13 protein-coding genes are annotated in these 15,280 nt (G+C 55.4%); 11 read left to right on the top strand and 2 right to left on the bottom strand.

Features of this window, described 5'->3' with window-relative positions; translation table 11 throughout:
* Window positions 1-16 precede the first annotated feature (16 nt).
* From MKX51_RS09745 to MKX51_RS09790, 10 genes are all read left to right on the top strand, one after another.
* A complete protein-coding gene (locus MKX51_RS09745) occupies window positions 17-853 on the top strand; it encodes a carbohydrate ABC transporter permease (protein ID WP_036702263.1) in 837 nt (278 codons plus the stop codon).
* 102 nt (window positions 854-955) lie between these two features.
* Complete coding sequence (locus MKX51_RS09750) at window positions 956-2,320, top strand: ABC transporter substrate-binding protein (RefSeq protein ID WP_340992211.1); 1,365 nt, start codon at window positions 956-958, stop codon at window positions 2,318-2,320.
* Between the two features lie 82 nt (window positions 2,321-2,402).
* Entirely contained in the window at window positions 2,403-4,151 is a 1,749-nt protein-coding gene (locus MKX51_RS09755) for a sensor histidine kinase (RefSeq protein ID WP_340992212.1), read from the top strand.
* Window positions 4,132-5,754 (top strand): response regulator transcription factor, encoded by a 1,623-nt coding sequence (locus MKX51_RS09760; protein ID WP_340995577.1) that lies wholly within the window; start codon window positions 4,132-4,134, stop codon window positions 5,752-5,754. The genes MKX51_RS09755 and MKX51_RS09760 overlap by 20 nt, the downstream gene beginning before the upstream one ends.
* 107 nt (window positions 5,755-5,861) lie before the next feature.
* Window positions 5,862-7,214 carry an FAD-dependent oxidoreductase gene (locus MKX51_RS09765; RefSeq protein WP_340941953.1) on the top strand — a complete coding sequence of 451 codons (1,353 nt, stop codon included), beginning with the start codon at window positions 5,862-5,864 and terminating at the stop codon, window positions 7,212-7,214.
* A 24-nt stretch (window positions 7,215-7,238) separates the two neighbouring features.
* The gene (locus MKX51_RS09770; protein WP_340992213.1) at window positions 7,239-9,359 is read left to right on the top strand and encodes a family 16 glycoside hydrolase; all 2,121 of its coding nucleotides are present in this window, start codon (window positions 7,239-7,241) and stop codon (window positions 9,357-9,359) included.
* Between the two features lie 166 nt (window positions 9,360-9,525).
* Window positions 9,526-9,777, top strand: coding sequence for a hypothetical protein (locus tag MKX51_RS09775; RefSeq protein ID WP_340941951.1), 252 nt, complete (start codon window positions 9,526-9,528; stop codon window positions 9,775-9,777).
* A 125-nt stretch (window positions 9,778-9,902) separates the two neighbouring features.
* Window positions 9,903-10,205 (top strand): HesB/IscA family protein, encoded by a 303-nt coding sequence (locus MKX51_RS09780; protein WP_036702251.1) that lies wholly within the window; start codon window positions 9,903-9,905, stop codon window positions 10,203-10,205.
* A gap of 42 nt (window positions 10,206-10,247) precedes the next feature.
* Window positions 10,248-10,487 carry a DUF1450 domain-containing protein gene (locus tag MKX51_RS09785; RefSeq protein WP_036725257.1) on the top strand — a complete coding sequence of 80 codons (240 nt, stop codon included), beginning with the start codon at window positions 10,248-10,250 and terminating at the stop codon, window positions 10,485-10,487.
* A gap of 498 nt (window positions 10,488-10,985) precedes the next feature.
* On the top strand, window positions 10,986-11,666 hold the full coding sequence (locus tag MKX51_RS09790; protein ID WP_340992214.1) for a hypothetical protein: 681 nt from the start codon (window positions 10,986-10,988) through the stop codon (window positions 11,664-11,666).
* A 332-nt stretch (window positions 11,667-11,998) separates the two neighbouring features.
* Here MKX51_RS09790 and MKX51_RS09795 read toward each other — a convergent pair whose 3' ends face one another.
* Window positions 11,999-13,132: a THUMP domain-containing class I SAM-dependent RNA methyltransferase gene (locus tag MKX51_RS09795; RefSeq protein WP_209874315.1), complete on the bottom strand. Its 1,134-nt coding sequence runs from the start codon at window positions 13,130-13,132 to the stop codon at window positions 11,999-12,001.
* A gap of 170 nt (window positions 13,133-13,302) precedes the next feature.
* On the opposite strand from MKX51_RS09795, the gene MKX51_RS09800 reads away from it, so the two are divergent.
* The gene (locus tag MKX51_RS09800) at window positions 13,303-13,932 is read left to right on the top strand and encodes an O-methyltransferase (RefSeq protein WP_036725254.1); all 630 of its coding nucleotides are present in this window, start codon (window positions 13,303-13,305) and stop codon (window positions 13,930-13,932) included.
* Between the two features lie 88 nt (window positions 13,933-14,020).
* Here the strand turns inward: MKX51_RS09800 and MKX51_RS09805 are convergent, their stop codons facing one another.
* A complete protein-coding gene (locus tag MKX51_RS09805; RefSeq protein ID WP_036725253.1) occupies window positions 14,021-15,241 on the bottom strand; it encodes an MFS transporter in 1,221 nt (406 codons plus the stop codon).
* Window positions 15,242-15,280: the final 39 nt, after the last annotated feature.

Consider the following 15,280-nt stretch of genomic DNA (forward strand, 5'->3'; position numbering starts at 1 on the left):
AAAGGAACGAAAGGCAATGACAATGAAAAAACTTAAGCCCGGCAATCTGATCTTCACGGTCCTGTTCGCCCTGTGCTCGGTATTCTTCCTGATGCCGCTGGTCTGGATGCTGTCGGCGGCCTCGAAGACGGAGAAGGAGGTCTGGACCTTCCCGATTCAGTGGATTCCCACCGACTGGAATCTGATCGCTAACTTCAAGGCGGTATGGATGGGTGATGTGGCATTCGGATTATTCTATATGAACTCGCTCAAAATCGCCCTGATCTCCACCCTGGCGACAATCGTAATCTCGGCCATGGCCGGGTATGCGCTCGCCAAGCTGGATTTCAAAGGCCGGGCGCTGATCTTCACCCTGATGCTGGCGTTCATGATGATCCCGGAGCAGGCAACACTCGTTCCGCGCTATATTATGATTAAGGAGCTGGGTCTCTATGACTCCCATGCCGCGCTGATCCTGATGGGGATGTTCTCCAGCTACTTCACCTTCCTGCTGCGCCAGTTCATGATCGGGATTCATAATGATATGCTGGAAGCGGCGGAGCTGGACGGCGCCGGGTTCTTACGGATTTTCTGGAGCGTGGTGCTGCCGCTGAGCCGCCCGATTCTGGCAACAGTGGGGATTATCAAGTTCATCTGGACCTGGAATGATTACCAGGGGCCGCTGATTATGCTGAATTCGACCAAGCTGTATACGATTCCGCTCGGGATGCAATTTTTCAAGGAGGAATTCGGTACACAGATCTCCGTCATGATGATGGCCTCCGTCGCCGCGATTCTGCCGCTGCTGGTGCTGTTCCTGATCCTCCAGAAGCAGGTCATTAACGGGATTGCTATCGGAGGCGTGAAAGGGTAAAGGTCAAAAAAGTGTACGCGCACACCGCATAGCTGTACACGGTGTGCGCAAAGCTTAGATTGTATAATGAGCCTGCAGACAACAAATCAAGGGGGAATTGCTTTGAAAAAACTACCATTAATGCTTGCCAGTATGCTCCTCATGCTCTCCGTCACCGCTTGCGGCGGGAATGGGGGCAACACCTCAGCAGCAACCGATGCACCAGCCTCGGCTGATCCGTCTGCCGGAACCGCCGGCACAGCCCAGCCCGCAGGCAAAGCCAAGATCAAATTCTACACCTTCAAGGCCGATAAGCCGGAAGAGCCGATCTACCAGGCCGTGCAGGCTTACAATGAAGCTCAGGATAAAGTGGAAGTGGAGTATGAATCTCTGGTCCAGAACAGCGACAGCACAGATTTCATGAAGAAGCTGGATATTCTGGTCGCAGGCGGCGAAGTGGTCGATGTGTTCATGACCGGGAACGAGGATGAGCTGCTGGAGCGCGCTTCGCGGGGAGTTGTGGAACCGCTTAACTCCTTTTTTGAACAGGAGAGTATTAAAGCCGAGGATGAATATTCCAAGCTGCTGAAGCTGGACGACAAGGTCTACGGCATTCTGCCCAGCTCCACGCAGTGGCTGACGGTCTTCAATAAGGATCATCTGGAAGCCGCCGGGCTGACCCTGCCTGAGATGGGCTGGACCTGGGATGATTTCCGTGACTATGCCAAGAAGCTGACGACACCCGAGCACTTCGGAACCTACTTCCACACCTGGGGCGAATATCCGAACATTATCGCATACACCGAGAAGCCGCATCCGCAGCTTAGCGCAGACTTGAAGCCGATTTTTGACGATCCGTCCTTCGAATACTTCTTCAACCTCCGCCGCACGATGGAGAAGGAAGATAAGAGCGCTGAGCCGTATGCCGATGTGCTGGCCTCGAACTACCATGTGCTGCAGCAGTTTTTTGCCGGAAATGCCAGTATGCTGGCCGTGCCAAGCTATGCTGTCCGGGCGGCGCTGAACCTGGAGAAATTCCCGCATGAGTTCCAGAGCATGTACGCTCCGCTGCCGCGTTCGGTGGACAGTAAGGAACTGGGCATGACGAATATCTCCGGCGGCGGCCTGGCCATGGGCGCGAAATCAGCGAATAAGGAAGCCTCGTATGACTTCATCCGCTGGATGTCCAAGGAAGCCTACAAGTTCACCAAGGAGATTCCTTCGTTCAAGGGCGTGGACGGGGCGGAGCTGATTAACGGCTTTTTCGGGGAAAATACAGATCTGATCGATACCGCCTCCCTCTCCAAGACGCTGTTCGATCCAAATATTAAAATGCCGGACACCTTCAGTGTACCCTATGGCAGCGAGCTGAAAGCGATTGTGGAGAACGGCTTCGCCAGCTTCATCCTGGATAACCGCAGCTTCGATGAGGTCAAGAGTGAGATGACAGCGGAAGTCGAGAAGGTAGTTTCTGCCAATCAGAAATAACGGATGAAGTGCAAAGGCAGCAGGGATTTTGGATTATAATAGGGACGTTGAAGCTTTCATTACAGTGCGGGGTGGAATTCTTATGAAATGGTTAAGCCGTTTTTCCTTCCATCGCAGACTGCAATACACGTTCCTGATCCTGATCCTGCTGCCTTTTGTTGTCGTTACGTTCTGGTCGTATACCTCTGTGCGGGAGAATGTGAGTGAGAAGATCGCCCGTTCGAATGAGGAGACCCTGAAGGTCATCGGCAGTCAAATGGAAAAAACGGTGGACAGCATCTCGTTTGTCTCGGTGTATTTCTCTGAGGCTTATGATCCGGCCGTGCTGGAGAGTCTGCGTTATCTCAAAAATACGGGAAGCTTCGGAAATTACGGAGTGTATACCCATTACAACAAGCTCAAGACTACGGCCAATATCCTGTCGGTGCAGTCGCTCGATGCTGATCTTCAGATCATGCTGGTCAACCGGGAGAACCGGATACTGATCGGCAACCAGAATATTCCGGTGTTCTCGGTGCTGCCTGAGAAGCTTCTTAAGGAGAGCAGCAGGCTGGATGAGCGGGAAAAAGTGTCGCTGCAATGGTTCCCCTACGGCGGCACCCCCGCTGCACCGGATTATTATTATGCGGTACGGTTCATTTCCGATCCGCTGAACCAGGACAAGCTGGCCACGCTGTACGTGGGCATTCCGAGCCACTACTTCCGCAGCCTGCTCGATACGGGCAATGCGGTAAGCAGGCTTGCGCTTGTTGACCAGAAGGGGAGAAGTATTGCAGTCACCGGAGAAGCCGCTCCTGCGGATGAAGGCCCGCTGCTGGCCAGTGAGGTCCGTATTCCCAAGGTCGGCTGGCTGCTTACCAGCAAGACGCCCCGCAGCTCCATCGACAGTCATATCAACCGGGAGTTTCTGGTCTCCATCTCGCTGATCGGACTGTTCTTCCTGGCGTTCCTGGTCCTGTCCATGCTGTGGGCCGGATATATGAACAAGCCGATCAGCCTGCTGCGGGCCAGCGTCAAGCAGTATGTCGGCGGCAACCGCGCGGTGCGGATACCCGTCAGGGGCAAGGATGAGGTGGCGGTGCTGTCGGCGGCTTTCAATCAGATGCTGGAGGATATGAACGGGCTGCTGCAGCAGGTCGAGAGTGAACAGGAGGAGAAAAGGCGGCTGGAGCTTCAGGCGCTGGCGGCGCAGATCCGGCCTCATTTTCTGCTGAATACGCTCAATTCCATCAAGGTGGATCTGCTGCTCAGCGGTGACCCGGCGCATGGCGCCATGATCGATGCACTTATGAAGCTGCTGCGTGTGTATGTGCATGTGGATAAGCCGCTGGAGCTGGCGGAGGAGTGCAGGGTGCTGGGCAGCTATGTGCAGGTGATGCAGATCCGCAACCGTCTGGATATCGTCTGGGAATGCGAGGTGGGCGAGGAAGAAGGTGCGGTGATGCTGCCCCGGCTTCTGCTTCAGCCCATTGTCGAGAATGCCATCAGCCACGGCTTCTCCACCCGTCCGGACCATCCGGCGATCCGGCTCGAAGCAGCGTTCGAGTCCGATCTGCTGCGGATCAGCATCAGCGATAACGGCCGCGGGATGCCGGAGGATAAGCTCCAGCGCCTGAACCGGCGTCTGCAAGGAAGTGAAGACACTGCGCTCTGGCCGGAAAAAGGGGTCGGGCTGGTCAACACAGCACGCCGTCTGCAGGTATTGTACGGATATCGCGCACGGCTGAGCGCGCAGGCAAGAGAAGACGAGGAAGGCATGACGTTCACCCTATATATCCCCGTGACCCGGGAGAAGGAGGCGGTTCCCCTTGATGACCCTGATGCTGATTGACGATGATGTCCCGATGCTGGAATACGTGGAATATCTGCTCGGGTCCTTGGGGCTGGACCTGCAGCTGGTGGCTTCGGCGTATAGCAGCGAGGATGCGCTGGAGCAGTTCCATACCGCACTGCCCGATATTGTGATTGTGGACATCGGCCTGCCGGGGATGGACGGGCTGGAGCTGGCGGATGCCTTCCGGATCACGAAGCCGGAGGTCCGCCTGATTTTCCTGACCTGCTATGAGGATTTCCACTACTCGAAGCGTGCGATCCAGCTGGAGGCGGATGATTATCTGATTAAGGATGAGCTGTCGCCCGAGCAGCTTAAGAGCAGTCTCGCCAAAGCGATGAGCCGCTTCAAGAGCCGCGAGGAACTGCTGGAGCGCTACTCCTTCCGCCAGGCGATTGAGCGCAATAAGGAAGTACTGAAGCAGAGCTTCCTGAAGCAGCTGTTGTCGGGTGCGGCGGGCCAGGAGAACACCCTGGAGTTCGGTGAACGGCTGGGCATCTCCTGGAAGCACCCCTTTCTGCGTCATGGATTCCTTCATATGGATGCCGCATCTGTCACCGAGCGTTACCGCTACAAGGATATTCCGCTGATCCATTCAGCCGTGAACAATATTGCGCTGGAGCTGTCTGCGGCAGAGGCTTCCATTACACCGATTATGAGCAGGGACGCCGATATTTATCTGGTCTGGAATGTGGCGGACCCCGGCGTTACAGAGAACAAGCTGGCTGAATTCATGCAGGCGGTACAGGATAAGGTGGAGCAGTATCTGAAGATTAGCCTGCGGGGGTTCTATTCGGAGTCCTGTGCACCGGTCCGCAGCTTCGATGTGTTATACAAGACTCTCACCGATTGCCGGGAAAATAACTTCTACCAGTCCGTGAAGCCTGTGTCTCTGCTTGAGAAGCACGCGGATTTCGGGGGGGCGTTGGAACGGCGCGGGGAAAAGGAACGCGGGATGCTGTCGTTGGCGCTTGCAGACCAGCATGCCGCCTGGATTGATCTGGCCGTGAATCAGTGGACGCAGCTGGCAGCGGCGGAGCGGCTGCTGCCCCGGCTGGTGAAGGAGACCTGCGGGAATCTTGTGCGCCAGCTGGCCTTCGAAGCCGGCGGGCTGGCTGAGGAGGACTTCTTCACGCAACTCGAGCAGACGGTTCATATCGAGGAAGCGGCCAGCCTGACCAAGCGGGAGCTGAGGCATCTGTGGCGGCAGTTTGCACTAGCCCCCGCAGCCGCTGAGGAGAAGGATGTCCGGCTTCAGGCGGTGGATGAGTTTCTGGAGGAGCATGTGGACCGGATGGTCACCTCTACCGACATGGCGGAGCATCTGCATCTGAACGCCAGCTACTTCTCCCGCTATTTCAAGAAGCTGTCCGGCGTGAACTTCACCGATTACGTCAACCAGTACAAGATGAATATGGCCATCACGATGCTGGCCCGCCCGCACGAGACCGTGGAGAATGTCGCCTACACGCTCGGCTTCTCCGACCGGGCCTACTTCTCCAAGGTGTTCAAGAAATACAGCGGCCGGAATCCCAGCGAATTCAAGGCAGGTCCGGTGGAAGAGCAGGGTAGAGAGCCATCCACGGATGACCCGAAGCCATAAAGGTCAAAACTGTCCACTGCAACAGGCAATCAGTCTGCACGCTGTTGCAGCCTCCGCCTTCTTATAATGGTGAGGAGTACTAAGTATAGCTTCAAGGAGGAAGAACGATGAACAGAACTGTATTTACCTTGCCAGCGGAGGAGATTGAGGTATCCCGTGAGGTGGATGTGCTGGTTGCAGGCGGCGGGCCTGCCGGTGTGGCAGCGGCGATAGCTGCGGCCCGCAGCGGGGCGCGGACGCTGCTGATTGAGCAGCGCGGCTTCCTGGGCGGCATGGGCACCGTTGCCCTGGTGCCAGCCTTCTGTCCTTACAGCGACGGGGAGAAGGCCGTCGTGCGCGGTATTGGCTTAGAGCTGCTTGACCGGATGAAGGCCGGATGTGAGCCGGAGTTCCGCGAGCGATTCGGGGCGGAGCTGGATTGGGTGCCCATCGACCCGGAGGTGCTGAAGCGTGTATACGACGAGGCTGCCACCGAGAGCGGAGCGGAAGTTCTGCTCCATACCGTGGCGAGCCAGACGGTGATGGATGAGACCGGCCGAAGCATTGAGGGCGTGGTGATCGTCAACAAGTCAGGCCGGAGTCTGGTCCGCGCCCGGACCGTTATTGATACGACCGGAGACGCCGATCTGGCCGCCCTGGCGGGAGCGCCGTTCCATAAGGGCGGAGAGTCCGGCGAGCTTCAAGCCGCGACGATGTGCTACCTGCTGGCGAATGTGGACCGGCAGCGTTTTGAAGAATACCGGAATGAAAGCGGTGACACGGATCAGATCCATCAGGCCGTCCAGCAGGCGCAGGTTGACGGGAAGCTGCCGCAGGGCCGGGACTCTGTTTCAGGCCTGGCTTGGATTGCCGATTATCTGGTCGGTGTGAATTTCGGCCATGTGTTCGGCATTGACGGCTCCCGTGCAGAGGATCTGACCCGGGGCGCCATAGAGGGACGCCAGCTGGTTCACCGCCAGCTGGAATTCTTCAGGGCGTATGTACCCGGATTTGAACAGGCCCATCTGGTGTCCACCGGGGAGCAGATCGGTATCCGCGAGACGCGGCGGATTGTGGGCGATTACGTGCTGACCCAGGAGGATTTCATGAATATGGCTTCCTTCCCGGATGATATTGCCCGCAACAGCTACTTCATCGATATTCATATGGCCCGCAGCAGCGGGGCGATGCATATTCACCATCTTCCGCCCGGGAAGTCGCATGGTGTCCCTTACCGCTGCATGCTGCCGGTGGGACTGGACAATGTATGGGTGGCGGGGCGCGCCGCCTCCTCGGACCGTGTCGTGCAAGGATCACTGCGGGTGATGCCGAACTGCTTCGCCATGGGGCAGGCGGCGGGTATGGCGGCGGCGATGGCGGCCGAAGCGGAGGGACAGAGCCGGAAGGTGGATCTCGCCAAGCTTCAGAACGGGCTGGTGCAGCAGGGAGCCTGGCTGGGTGAGGCCTTGGCTGCTTTATAACTAATCTGCGGGAGCGTGATCAGAATGACAAGGTATCGTATGAAGCATAGATCAAGACAAGGCAGGCCGGGCAGGCTGACCTTGCTCGGTGTCGTCGGCTTTCTGCTGTTCAGTCTTATCTCAGGAATATCGGGTCCGGTTGCAGAGGCGGCAGGCACCACGTATTACGTCGATGCTGCCCAGGGCAGTGACAATAGCTCCGGCACCAGTGAAGCGGCAGCCTGGAAGACGCTGGGCAAAGTCAACAGCGTGACCTTCAGCCCGGGGGACCGGATTTTGCTCAAGGCAGGCAGTATATGGAAGGACCAGTATCTGGATCTCAAGGGCTCAGGCGCAGAGGGGAATCCGATTACGGTAGACCGCTACGGGAGCGGAGCCAAGCCGCTGATTGATTTCGGCAACACAGCCGTGGGCGGGGAGGGCTTCGGCGTCCGGCTACGTAATGTCTCCTACTGGGAGATCAACAATCTGGAGATTACAAGCGGACAGCAGCCTACAGATATGCGCAGAAACGGCGTGCTGGTCGTAGGTGAAGGAGCAGGGGCTGGGAACTTCCGGCATATGTATATCCGCAATCTCGACATCCACGATATCTTCGGCACAGACCGCCGCACAGGCGGCATCAACTTTCATGCCCGGGGAGCCAATACAGCACTTGAGAGCACCTGGGAAGATATTTTGATCGAGAATAATACGGTCATTAACGTGGCGGACACGGGGATACAGACGATGACGGATGCTTTTTTCAACAATGCTTGGACACATAAGTTCGACGCCTTCCGGGGTGTGGTCATCCGGGGCAATGTGGTGGAGAAGATCCACCGGGACGGCATCCTGGTCAGAGCCAGCGCCTCGCCGCTGATCGAATACAACAAGACCAGATCCATCGGGGAAGCCTGCGAGGTGAATACATCCATCGTCAATTATCTTGAGGATATCACTGTCGTTGCGGCGCAGTGGGCCTATTACACCAAAGGTGCTATTTTTCAATATAATGAAGCTTCCGATACCCGGATGCTGGGTGGAGACGGCCAGCCCTGGGACTTCGACATCGAGGTGCACGACAGCATCTACCAGTACAATTTCAGCTATGACAATGAGGGCGGCACCCTGCTGGTGATGAACAACACGAACAATAATATTTTCCGCTATAATATCAGCCAGAACGATAAGGACGCTAACGGGGTGTTCCATCTGGTGAACGGCGGCGGCAATCTCTATGTCTACAACAACATTATCTACCGTTCGGGAACGCAGAATAAGGCGCTGACCCATGCGAGCAACACAGGAATGGCCTATTACACTAACAACATCTTTTATAATGCAGCCAGCGGACAATATACGAACAGCCCCAGAATGACGTATGATCACAACAGCTTCTACGGGCTGAATTCAAGTGTTCCGAACGATCCCAATAAAATCACAGGCAACCCCGGATTCGTAAGTCCCGGCACGGCCACAGGACGCGATTCGGCAGACGGCTATAAGCTGGCGCTCTCCTCTCCGCTGCTGGGTGCCGGGGCGGTGGTTGCAGGCAACGGAGGACAGGACTTCTTCGGGAATCCGCTGTATAACGGAGTGCCGGATATCGGTGTATTTGAGTTCCAGGGTACGATTACACCGCCGGTTACGCTGTTTCAGGATGATTTCGAGGATGGTAATTCCAGCGGCTGGACAACCTCGGGCGGGTCATGGAGTGTGACGGATGACGGGACGAAAGCTTTGACGCAGACATCAATGTCAGGGGAAGCACTGGCCTATACAGGCGATGCCACTTGGAGAAACTACACGTATTCGGCCAAAATAAAGCTGCTGAACGCCTTCGGCAACGCCGGGCTGCTGTTCCGTTATGCAGACGCTTCCAATTATTATATGTTCCGGCTGAATGATTCAGGCGACAAGGCGGAGCTGTTCAAAAAAACCGCCGGCACGCTCACGATGGTGAGCAGCGCAAGCTTTGCGGTTACGCCCGGCCAGTGGACGGAGCTGAAGGTCACTGTCAGCGGCAGTACGGTTACCGCCTACGCCGGCGGTGTCCAGCTGCTTCAGTGGACGGATACGGCGGCACAGCCGGCCGGAGGGAAGATCGGTCTGCGGATGCATTCCAGCACCGCACAGATCGACGATGTTAAGGTGACGGAGTGAACGTTGGTCCGCTTCGGGAGGATTCGATAAAATTCTACTTAAAAGCGAAACGAATCCTGCGCGTTCGCGTAAGATAACAGCAAAGGGCACAGCCGCAATCCTTTTACAGGTGCTTAGCGGCGGTGCCCTTTGCTGCTTACACAGATTACACAGGGAGGCATAACTCATGAAATTCAGAAAACTGTTGTCGCTCAAACAATGGTCTCATATATTCCGCAGCTCCTGGCATTATATCGTTTCGCCTAATGTGGCTATGGCCGACAAGCTGTTGTTCACTATTCCGGCGCTGCTGTACTGGGTGCTGCCCGACTTCATGCCGTTTATACCGATTGACGATATAGGCGTAACGATGCTGCTGATGGGCTGGTTCGTTACACGGATGGACCGTAAATACGCGGCGCTGCACAGCGGAAGATGACATTTTAGCGACGATTGCACCTTTAAGTGTGGATGTCCATCTCCTAATGGTTGCTTTATCCTCCCATATTCCTTAAAATGAATTATTGAGTATTTAAAATATAGAGGCTTGGGAGATGGAATCGAATGAACGTCAAAATTACCCGCAACGCGGCTAAAGTGATAAAGAAAACCATGGAACTTGAAGGCAACAGCGAGCTTAAGCTTCGTGTAGCGATTACACATGCCCATGGCGACCATGCCCACTACGGACTGGATCTGGACACGCCTAAGGAGAACGATGTAGTGGTTTCCACCGATAAGGATATCGATGTCATTCTTGATCCGAACCAGCCGCTGCTGGACGGGGTGAAGATTGATTATCTCTACTTGCCGGAAGAAGGCTTTGTGATTACTAATCCGTCTAAAGGAAATCATGGCGATCACTAGTTGATCCGCCCGTATTTTACGGACATAAAGAAGGGTTGCTTCATGGCTAACGATATAAGATTATGTGACGAGTGCAATCATATTAAAATGAAAAGCATCGTGCCCAAGCTGCTAAAGATGGCACCGGATGCCGAGATCAAGACAGGCTGCATCTCCTACTGCGGACCGTGCGGCAAACGCCCGTTTGTCTACATCAACGGCCGCTACATCAGCGGACCGACGGAAGACGAGGTGCTGGCCAAAGCGGAAGCCTTCGTTAAACGGCCGGTGGAGAAGAAGTAATTCAGATCTGCTGCGCCAGCAGCATCGTACAGCCCCTGCGTTATTTGCGGGGGTTGTTTTGGTGTGCGCGGGTGTGTGCGAAAAACCGAAAACAATGGGCGGGTGAGAGGGTGCGTGGGGCGGATGTATGCCGAAAACAACATACAATGTGCATCTGCTTGGGTGGACGGAGCAAATGTATGTGGAAAACAATATACAATGTGCAGCTTCGGGGGTGAGCGGAGCAAATGTATGTGGAAAACAATATACAATGTGCATCTACGAGGGTGAGCGGGGCAATGTATGCCAAAAACAACATACAATTTGCATCTACAAGGTGAGCGGTGGGAATTGCAACTCTATATTACTACCTTTATATTGCATTCGTTGCCCAAAAGTGGGACACTAATTTTAGGTACAAATTAACGCGGCAAAGAATGCCCCGCTCCCTTTCATTCAGAAGGAGGCGGGGTTTTATGCGTTCTGAGATTAAATTCGATGCTAAGTGGGGGGACTGAAATGGGCTTTGCTGGAGAGCATGATCAATGGTTAAGCAATCATCTCAAACGAAGAAAGGGGGAGCGGCTAGATGCGCTTAAGCGGGGGCATGGCTACGGGAACCGCTTATTCGTCGAAAGTGTTTGGTGGCCACTTGCTGGACATTTTCACGGACTGCATCCGGAATACGAAGTAAAGGACTGGCGCGGCAGATCCTATTTTGTCGATTTACTATGGAAGGTTGGATCTTCGCGAATTGCGTTTGAGATTATGGATTTTGGGTCGCATGGCACGGACCGTAGCAAATACCGGATGGACCTGAATCGGGGTCTCTTCCTGCAATCACAAGATTGCGTGGTGCTCTACATCTCTCTAGACGAGATGAAAGATAATCCATCTTTCATTCTCTCCGCACTGAGGAACCTTTTGTTTCCTTATTTGTCGGCTGAAACTACAAATCGAAGTACCGAGAGAGCGTATTCCAGAATTGAACGAGATTTAATGCGATTAGCTATCCGTTACAATCGTGTTCTTCGTCCGGGGAATGCTGCGAGAGAGCTTGAACTGCAAACCGCGACAGTCATTAAGTACAGTCGCATGTTGGTGGATAAAGGTAAATTTCGCCCTGTAGCTCGAGGAGTATCGCAACGGATTACTCACTATGAGTATTTAGGTTCGCTGCAAAGCCCAGATTTGGTTTAAGGTCTGATTCCACCCGCAAATGTATGCCGAAAACAACATACAATGTGCAACTGCGGGGGTAAGCGGGGCAAATGTATGTGGAAAACAACATACAAAGTGCAATGCGAGGGTGAGCGGGGCAAATGTATGCGGAAAACAACATACAATGTGTAGGTATGAGGGTGAGCGGAGCAACTGTGTTCGAAATTGATGCAGCATCAGCAGCTTATTGAGAACAAAAAGCCTTAAGTCCATAGCACAGAGTGCTTCTTGGGACTTAAGGCGCTTTAGTGATTAAGGCTTATTAGGGATAGTTACTTAACTGCAAAACTGCTTACCCCTCGCCGCTCGTCCTATTTCCGTGGAGGCAGCGGCCCCAGGTATTGATAGTATTGGCATTCGATCCGGCCGTTGTAGAGCTTGCGGCGCTTGTCCGCCTTGCGTCCGTAGTATTGCTCGAACTCCTTGTACGGGCTGATGGCGAAGAAGGACCAGGTGGGCAGATAGAGCATCATCTCGCCGAACTGGCGGGTCAGCTTCTCCACTTCCTTGTCATTACTGATCCGCTCGCCGTAAGGCGGGTTGGTGATGATGCAGCCGTATTCGCCTTCCGGCCGGGCCTTCGCAGCGGCCATATGCTTGAACGTAATCTCACCGGAGAGTCCGGCGCTCTTCGCCGCCGCTTCGGCGATCTCAATTGCTGCCGGATCGATATCCGTTCCGGTCAGCTGCAGCGGGTAATCGTCACGCACCGCATCGAAGGCTTCCTCGCGGGCTTCTTCCCACAGACGCTGCGGAATCTCCGGCCAGTGCTCGGACGGGAAGGAGCGGCGCAGGCCTGGCGCGATATTCCAGGCGATCATCGCTGCTTCGATCAGAATCGTGCCTGATCCGCAGCAAGGATCATAGAGCGGACGATGGCCGTTCCAGCGGCTGAGCTGGATCAGAGCCGCAGCCATCGTCTCCTTCAGCGGCGCTTCCGTAGCCTGGCGGCGGTAGCCTCGCTTGTGCAGGGCCGGGCCGGTGGTATCCAGGGTGATCAGCGCGATATCATTCAGCAGGATCACTTCTACCACGTACCGGGGTCCGTTCTCCGGGAACCATTCGGTGTGGTACGACAGCTTCAGCTTCTCGACAATGGCCTTCTTCACAATCCCTTGACAGGCAGGTACGCTGGTCAGCTGAGATTTATGCGAACGTCCCTCTACCGGGAATTCGCCGTTCTCGGGAATCCAGTCCTCCCAATTTATCGCCTTCACTCCTTCGAACAGCTCATCGAAGGTCCGGGCCGGGAACTGGCCCATCTTAACCAGTACACGGTCCGAGGTACGCAGCCACAGATTACAGCGGCAGATGTCGATGTAATCCCCGCTGAACAGGACCCGTCCGTTCTCGACCGTGGTCTCATAACCCAGCTCGTTTAATTCGCGTGCTACTACAGCCTCCAGCCCCATGGGGGCGGTGGCGATCAATTGTAATTTGCCCAAGTGCGCTCAACTCCGTTTAACTTGTGGATAAATACGTGTAGCCAGTACAATAAGAGTAACTGGTTTGTTAGCTGAACCTGCAGAACGTTCAGCTTACAGTATAGGGTAAGGAAGAGTTCTGCACAATGCCTGTCCGCAGGCACACACACCCATTCAAGAGGAGAATACATATGCAGAATCAGGAAGAGTACAGCGAACAGCTATATACAGAAGACGAATTATTGCTCCAAGTCAAAGCAGCCATCGCAGCCAAAGGCATGCCGGAGGTGTCCATTGCCCCGGGCTACGGCAGACTGCTGACGATGCTGGTGACCCTCTCCCGCTCGGCAAACCTGCTGGAGATCGGGGCGCTTGGCGGCTACAGCGGAATCTGTCTGTGCCGGGGACTCACGCAGGAAGGCCGTCTCACCTCTTTGGAGCTTAAGGCTGAATATGCAGAGCTGGCACAGAGCCATCTGCAGCAGGCGGGCTTCGGAGACCGGGTGGAATACCGGACGGGCCCTGCACTGGACAGCCTGAAGCTGCTCGAAGCACAGGGAAACAGGTATGATTTCTTCTTCATCGATGCCGATAAGGAGAACTATCCGAATTATCTGGAATATGCGATCCGGCTTGCTTCACCGGGGGCGATTATTGCTGGGGATAATATTTTCCTGCGCGGCCGTACGCTTAATACCGAGAAAAACGGACCGGCCGTCCAGGCTATGCGCCGCTTCAATGAGATGATCGCAGGCGATCCCCGCCTGACCAGCACACTGCTGCCTGCCTATGACGGCCTGGCGCTGGCGATGGTGAAATAGCCTGGACCGCACCGGCCATACCGTTCATGCCACTCATACCGCTCGTACCGCACACACCAGTTATACCGCCCATAAGAGAAGCAGCCTGTTAACGGAATAGTCGGGGTTCAGTCTTCTTGTACAGCTTGATCCGCACCCAGACCGTATTGATCAGCAGGAATGCACCGGAGACAATGAACAGGCCTTCAATCCCGATATAACCGGACAGGAATCCGCCGATCACCGCACCGAGCATATTGCCGAGCGCGAGCGTACTGCTGTTGAAGCCAAACGCCCGGCTCTCCTTGCCGTCAGGCGTATAGGAGCGGATCAGGGCGTTGACGCTAGGCAGCAGGCCGCCCATGAAGACGCCCATCAGGAAGCGGACGAGAATCAGCTGCCAGACACTGGTCACGAACGCCTGCGGGATCAGGAACAGAGCGGCGCCGATCAGCGCAAAGGTCAGTATCCGGTGCGCCCCTACCTTGTCGCTGAGCTTGCCGAGCAGCGGCGAAGCGAGCATATTCGAGATACCGGTGACTGCGCTGACCATACCTGCCCAGAAGGCAAGGTCCACGGTGGTGCCGTGCAGCTTTTCTACATAGAGCGGCAGCAGCGACATGGGGCTGACCATGGCGAACTGCAGCAGGAAGGTCACGCCGAACAGGGCGGGAAGCTGCGGCACCTTCGCCAGTTCCTTTAAGCCTTCCAGCACGGATACCTGAGGCACCTGTGCTGCTTCTGCCCGGTCGAATTTCTCTTTGACGAGGAATAACGCCAGCAATGAAGCAACGAACAGCAGCGCGCCGACCACATAGAAGATCGGGCGGAACCCGATCCAGTCGGCCAGTAAGCCGCCCATCAGCGGCCCCAGAATCGTTCCGGCTACCGCGCCGGATTGCATCAGGCCCATCGCGAAGCCCATCTTCGGTTTCGGTGTGGTGCCTGAGACCAGCGCGACAGAGGCGGGGTTGAAGCCGGAGATGGTTCCGTTCAGCAGCCGGAGCAGCAGCAGCTGCATCGGGGACTGGGCGAAGCCCATCAGCACAATAACAATCGCCATGCCGAAGCTGGAGCGCAGGAGCATAATTTTGCGTCCGTATTTGTCGGCAAGCTTGCCCCAGAGCGGCTGGAAGATGAACGAGGTCAAGAAGTTGGCGGCAAAAATAAGCCCGGCCCACATCCCGATCGCGCGGTCGCCGGTCACCCCCAGATCTTTGGCGAGATAAAGCGACAGAAACGGGGTAATCATAGTCATGCCTGCATTCACCAGAAACTGGCCGAACCAAAGCACCATGAGGTTGACTTTCCAGGTCTCCCAATTCTTCAAAGTGCTTTCACTTCCTTTCAGGGGATTCATTGATACAGA

The organism is Paenibacillus sp. FSL M7-0420 (genome assembly GCF_038002345.1).
Taxonomy (GTDB): Bacteria; Bacillota; Bacilli; order Paenibacillales; family Paenibacillaceae; genus Paenibacillus_AQ.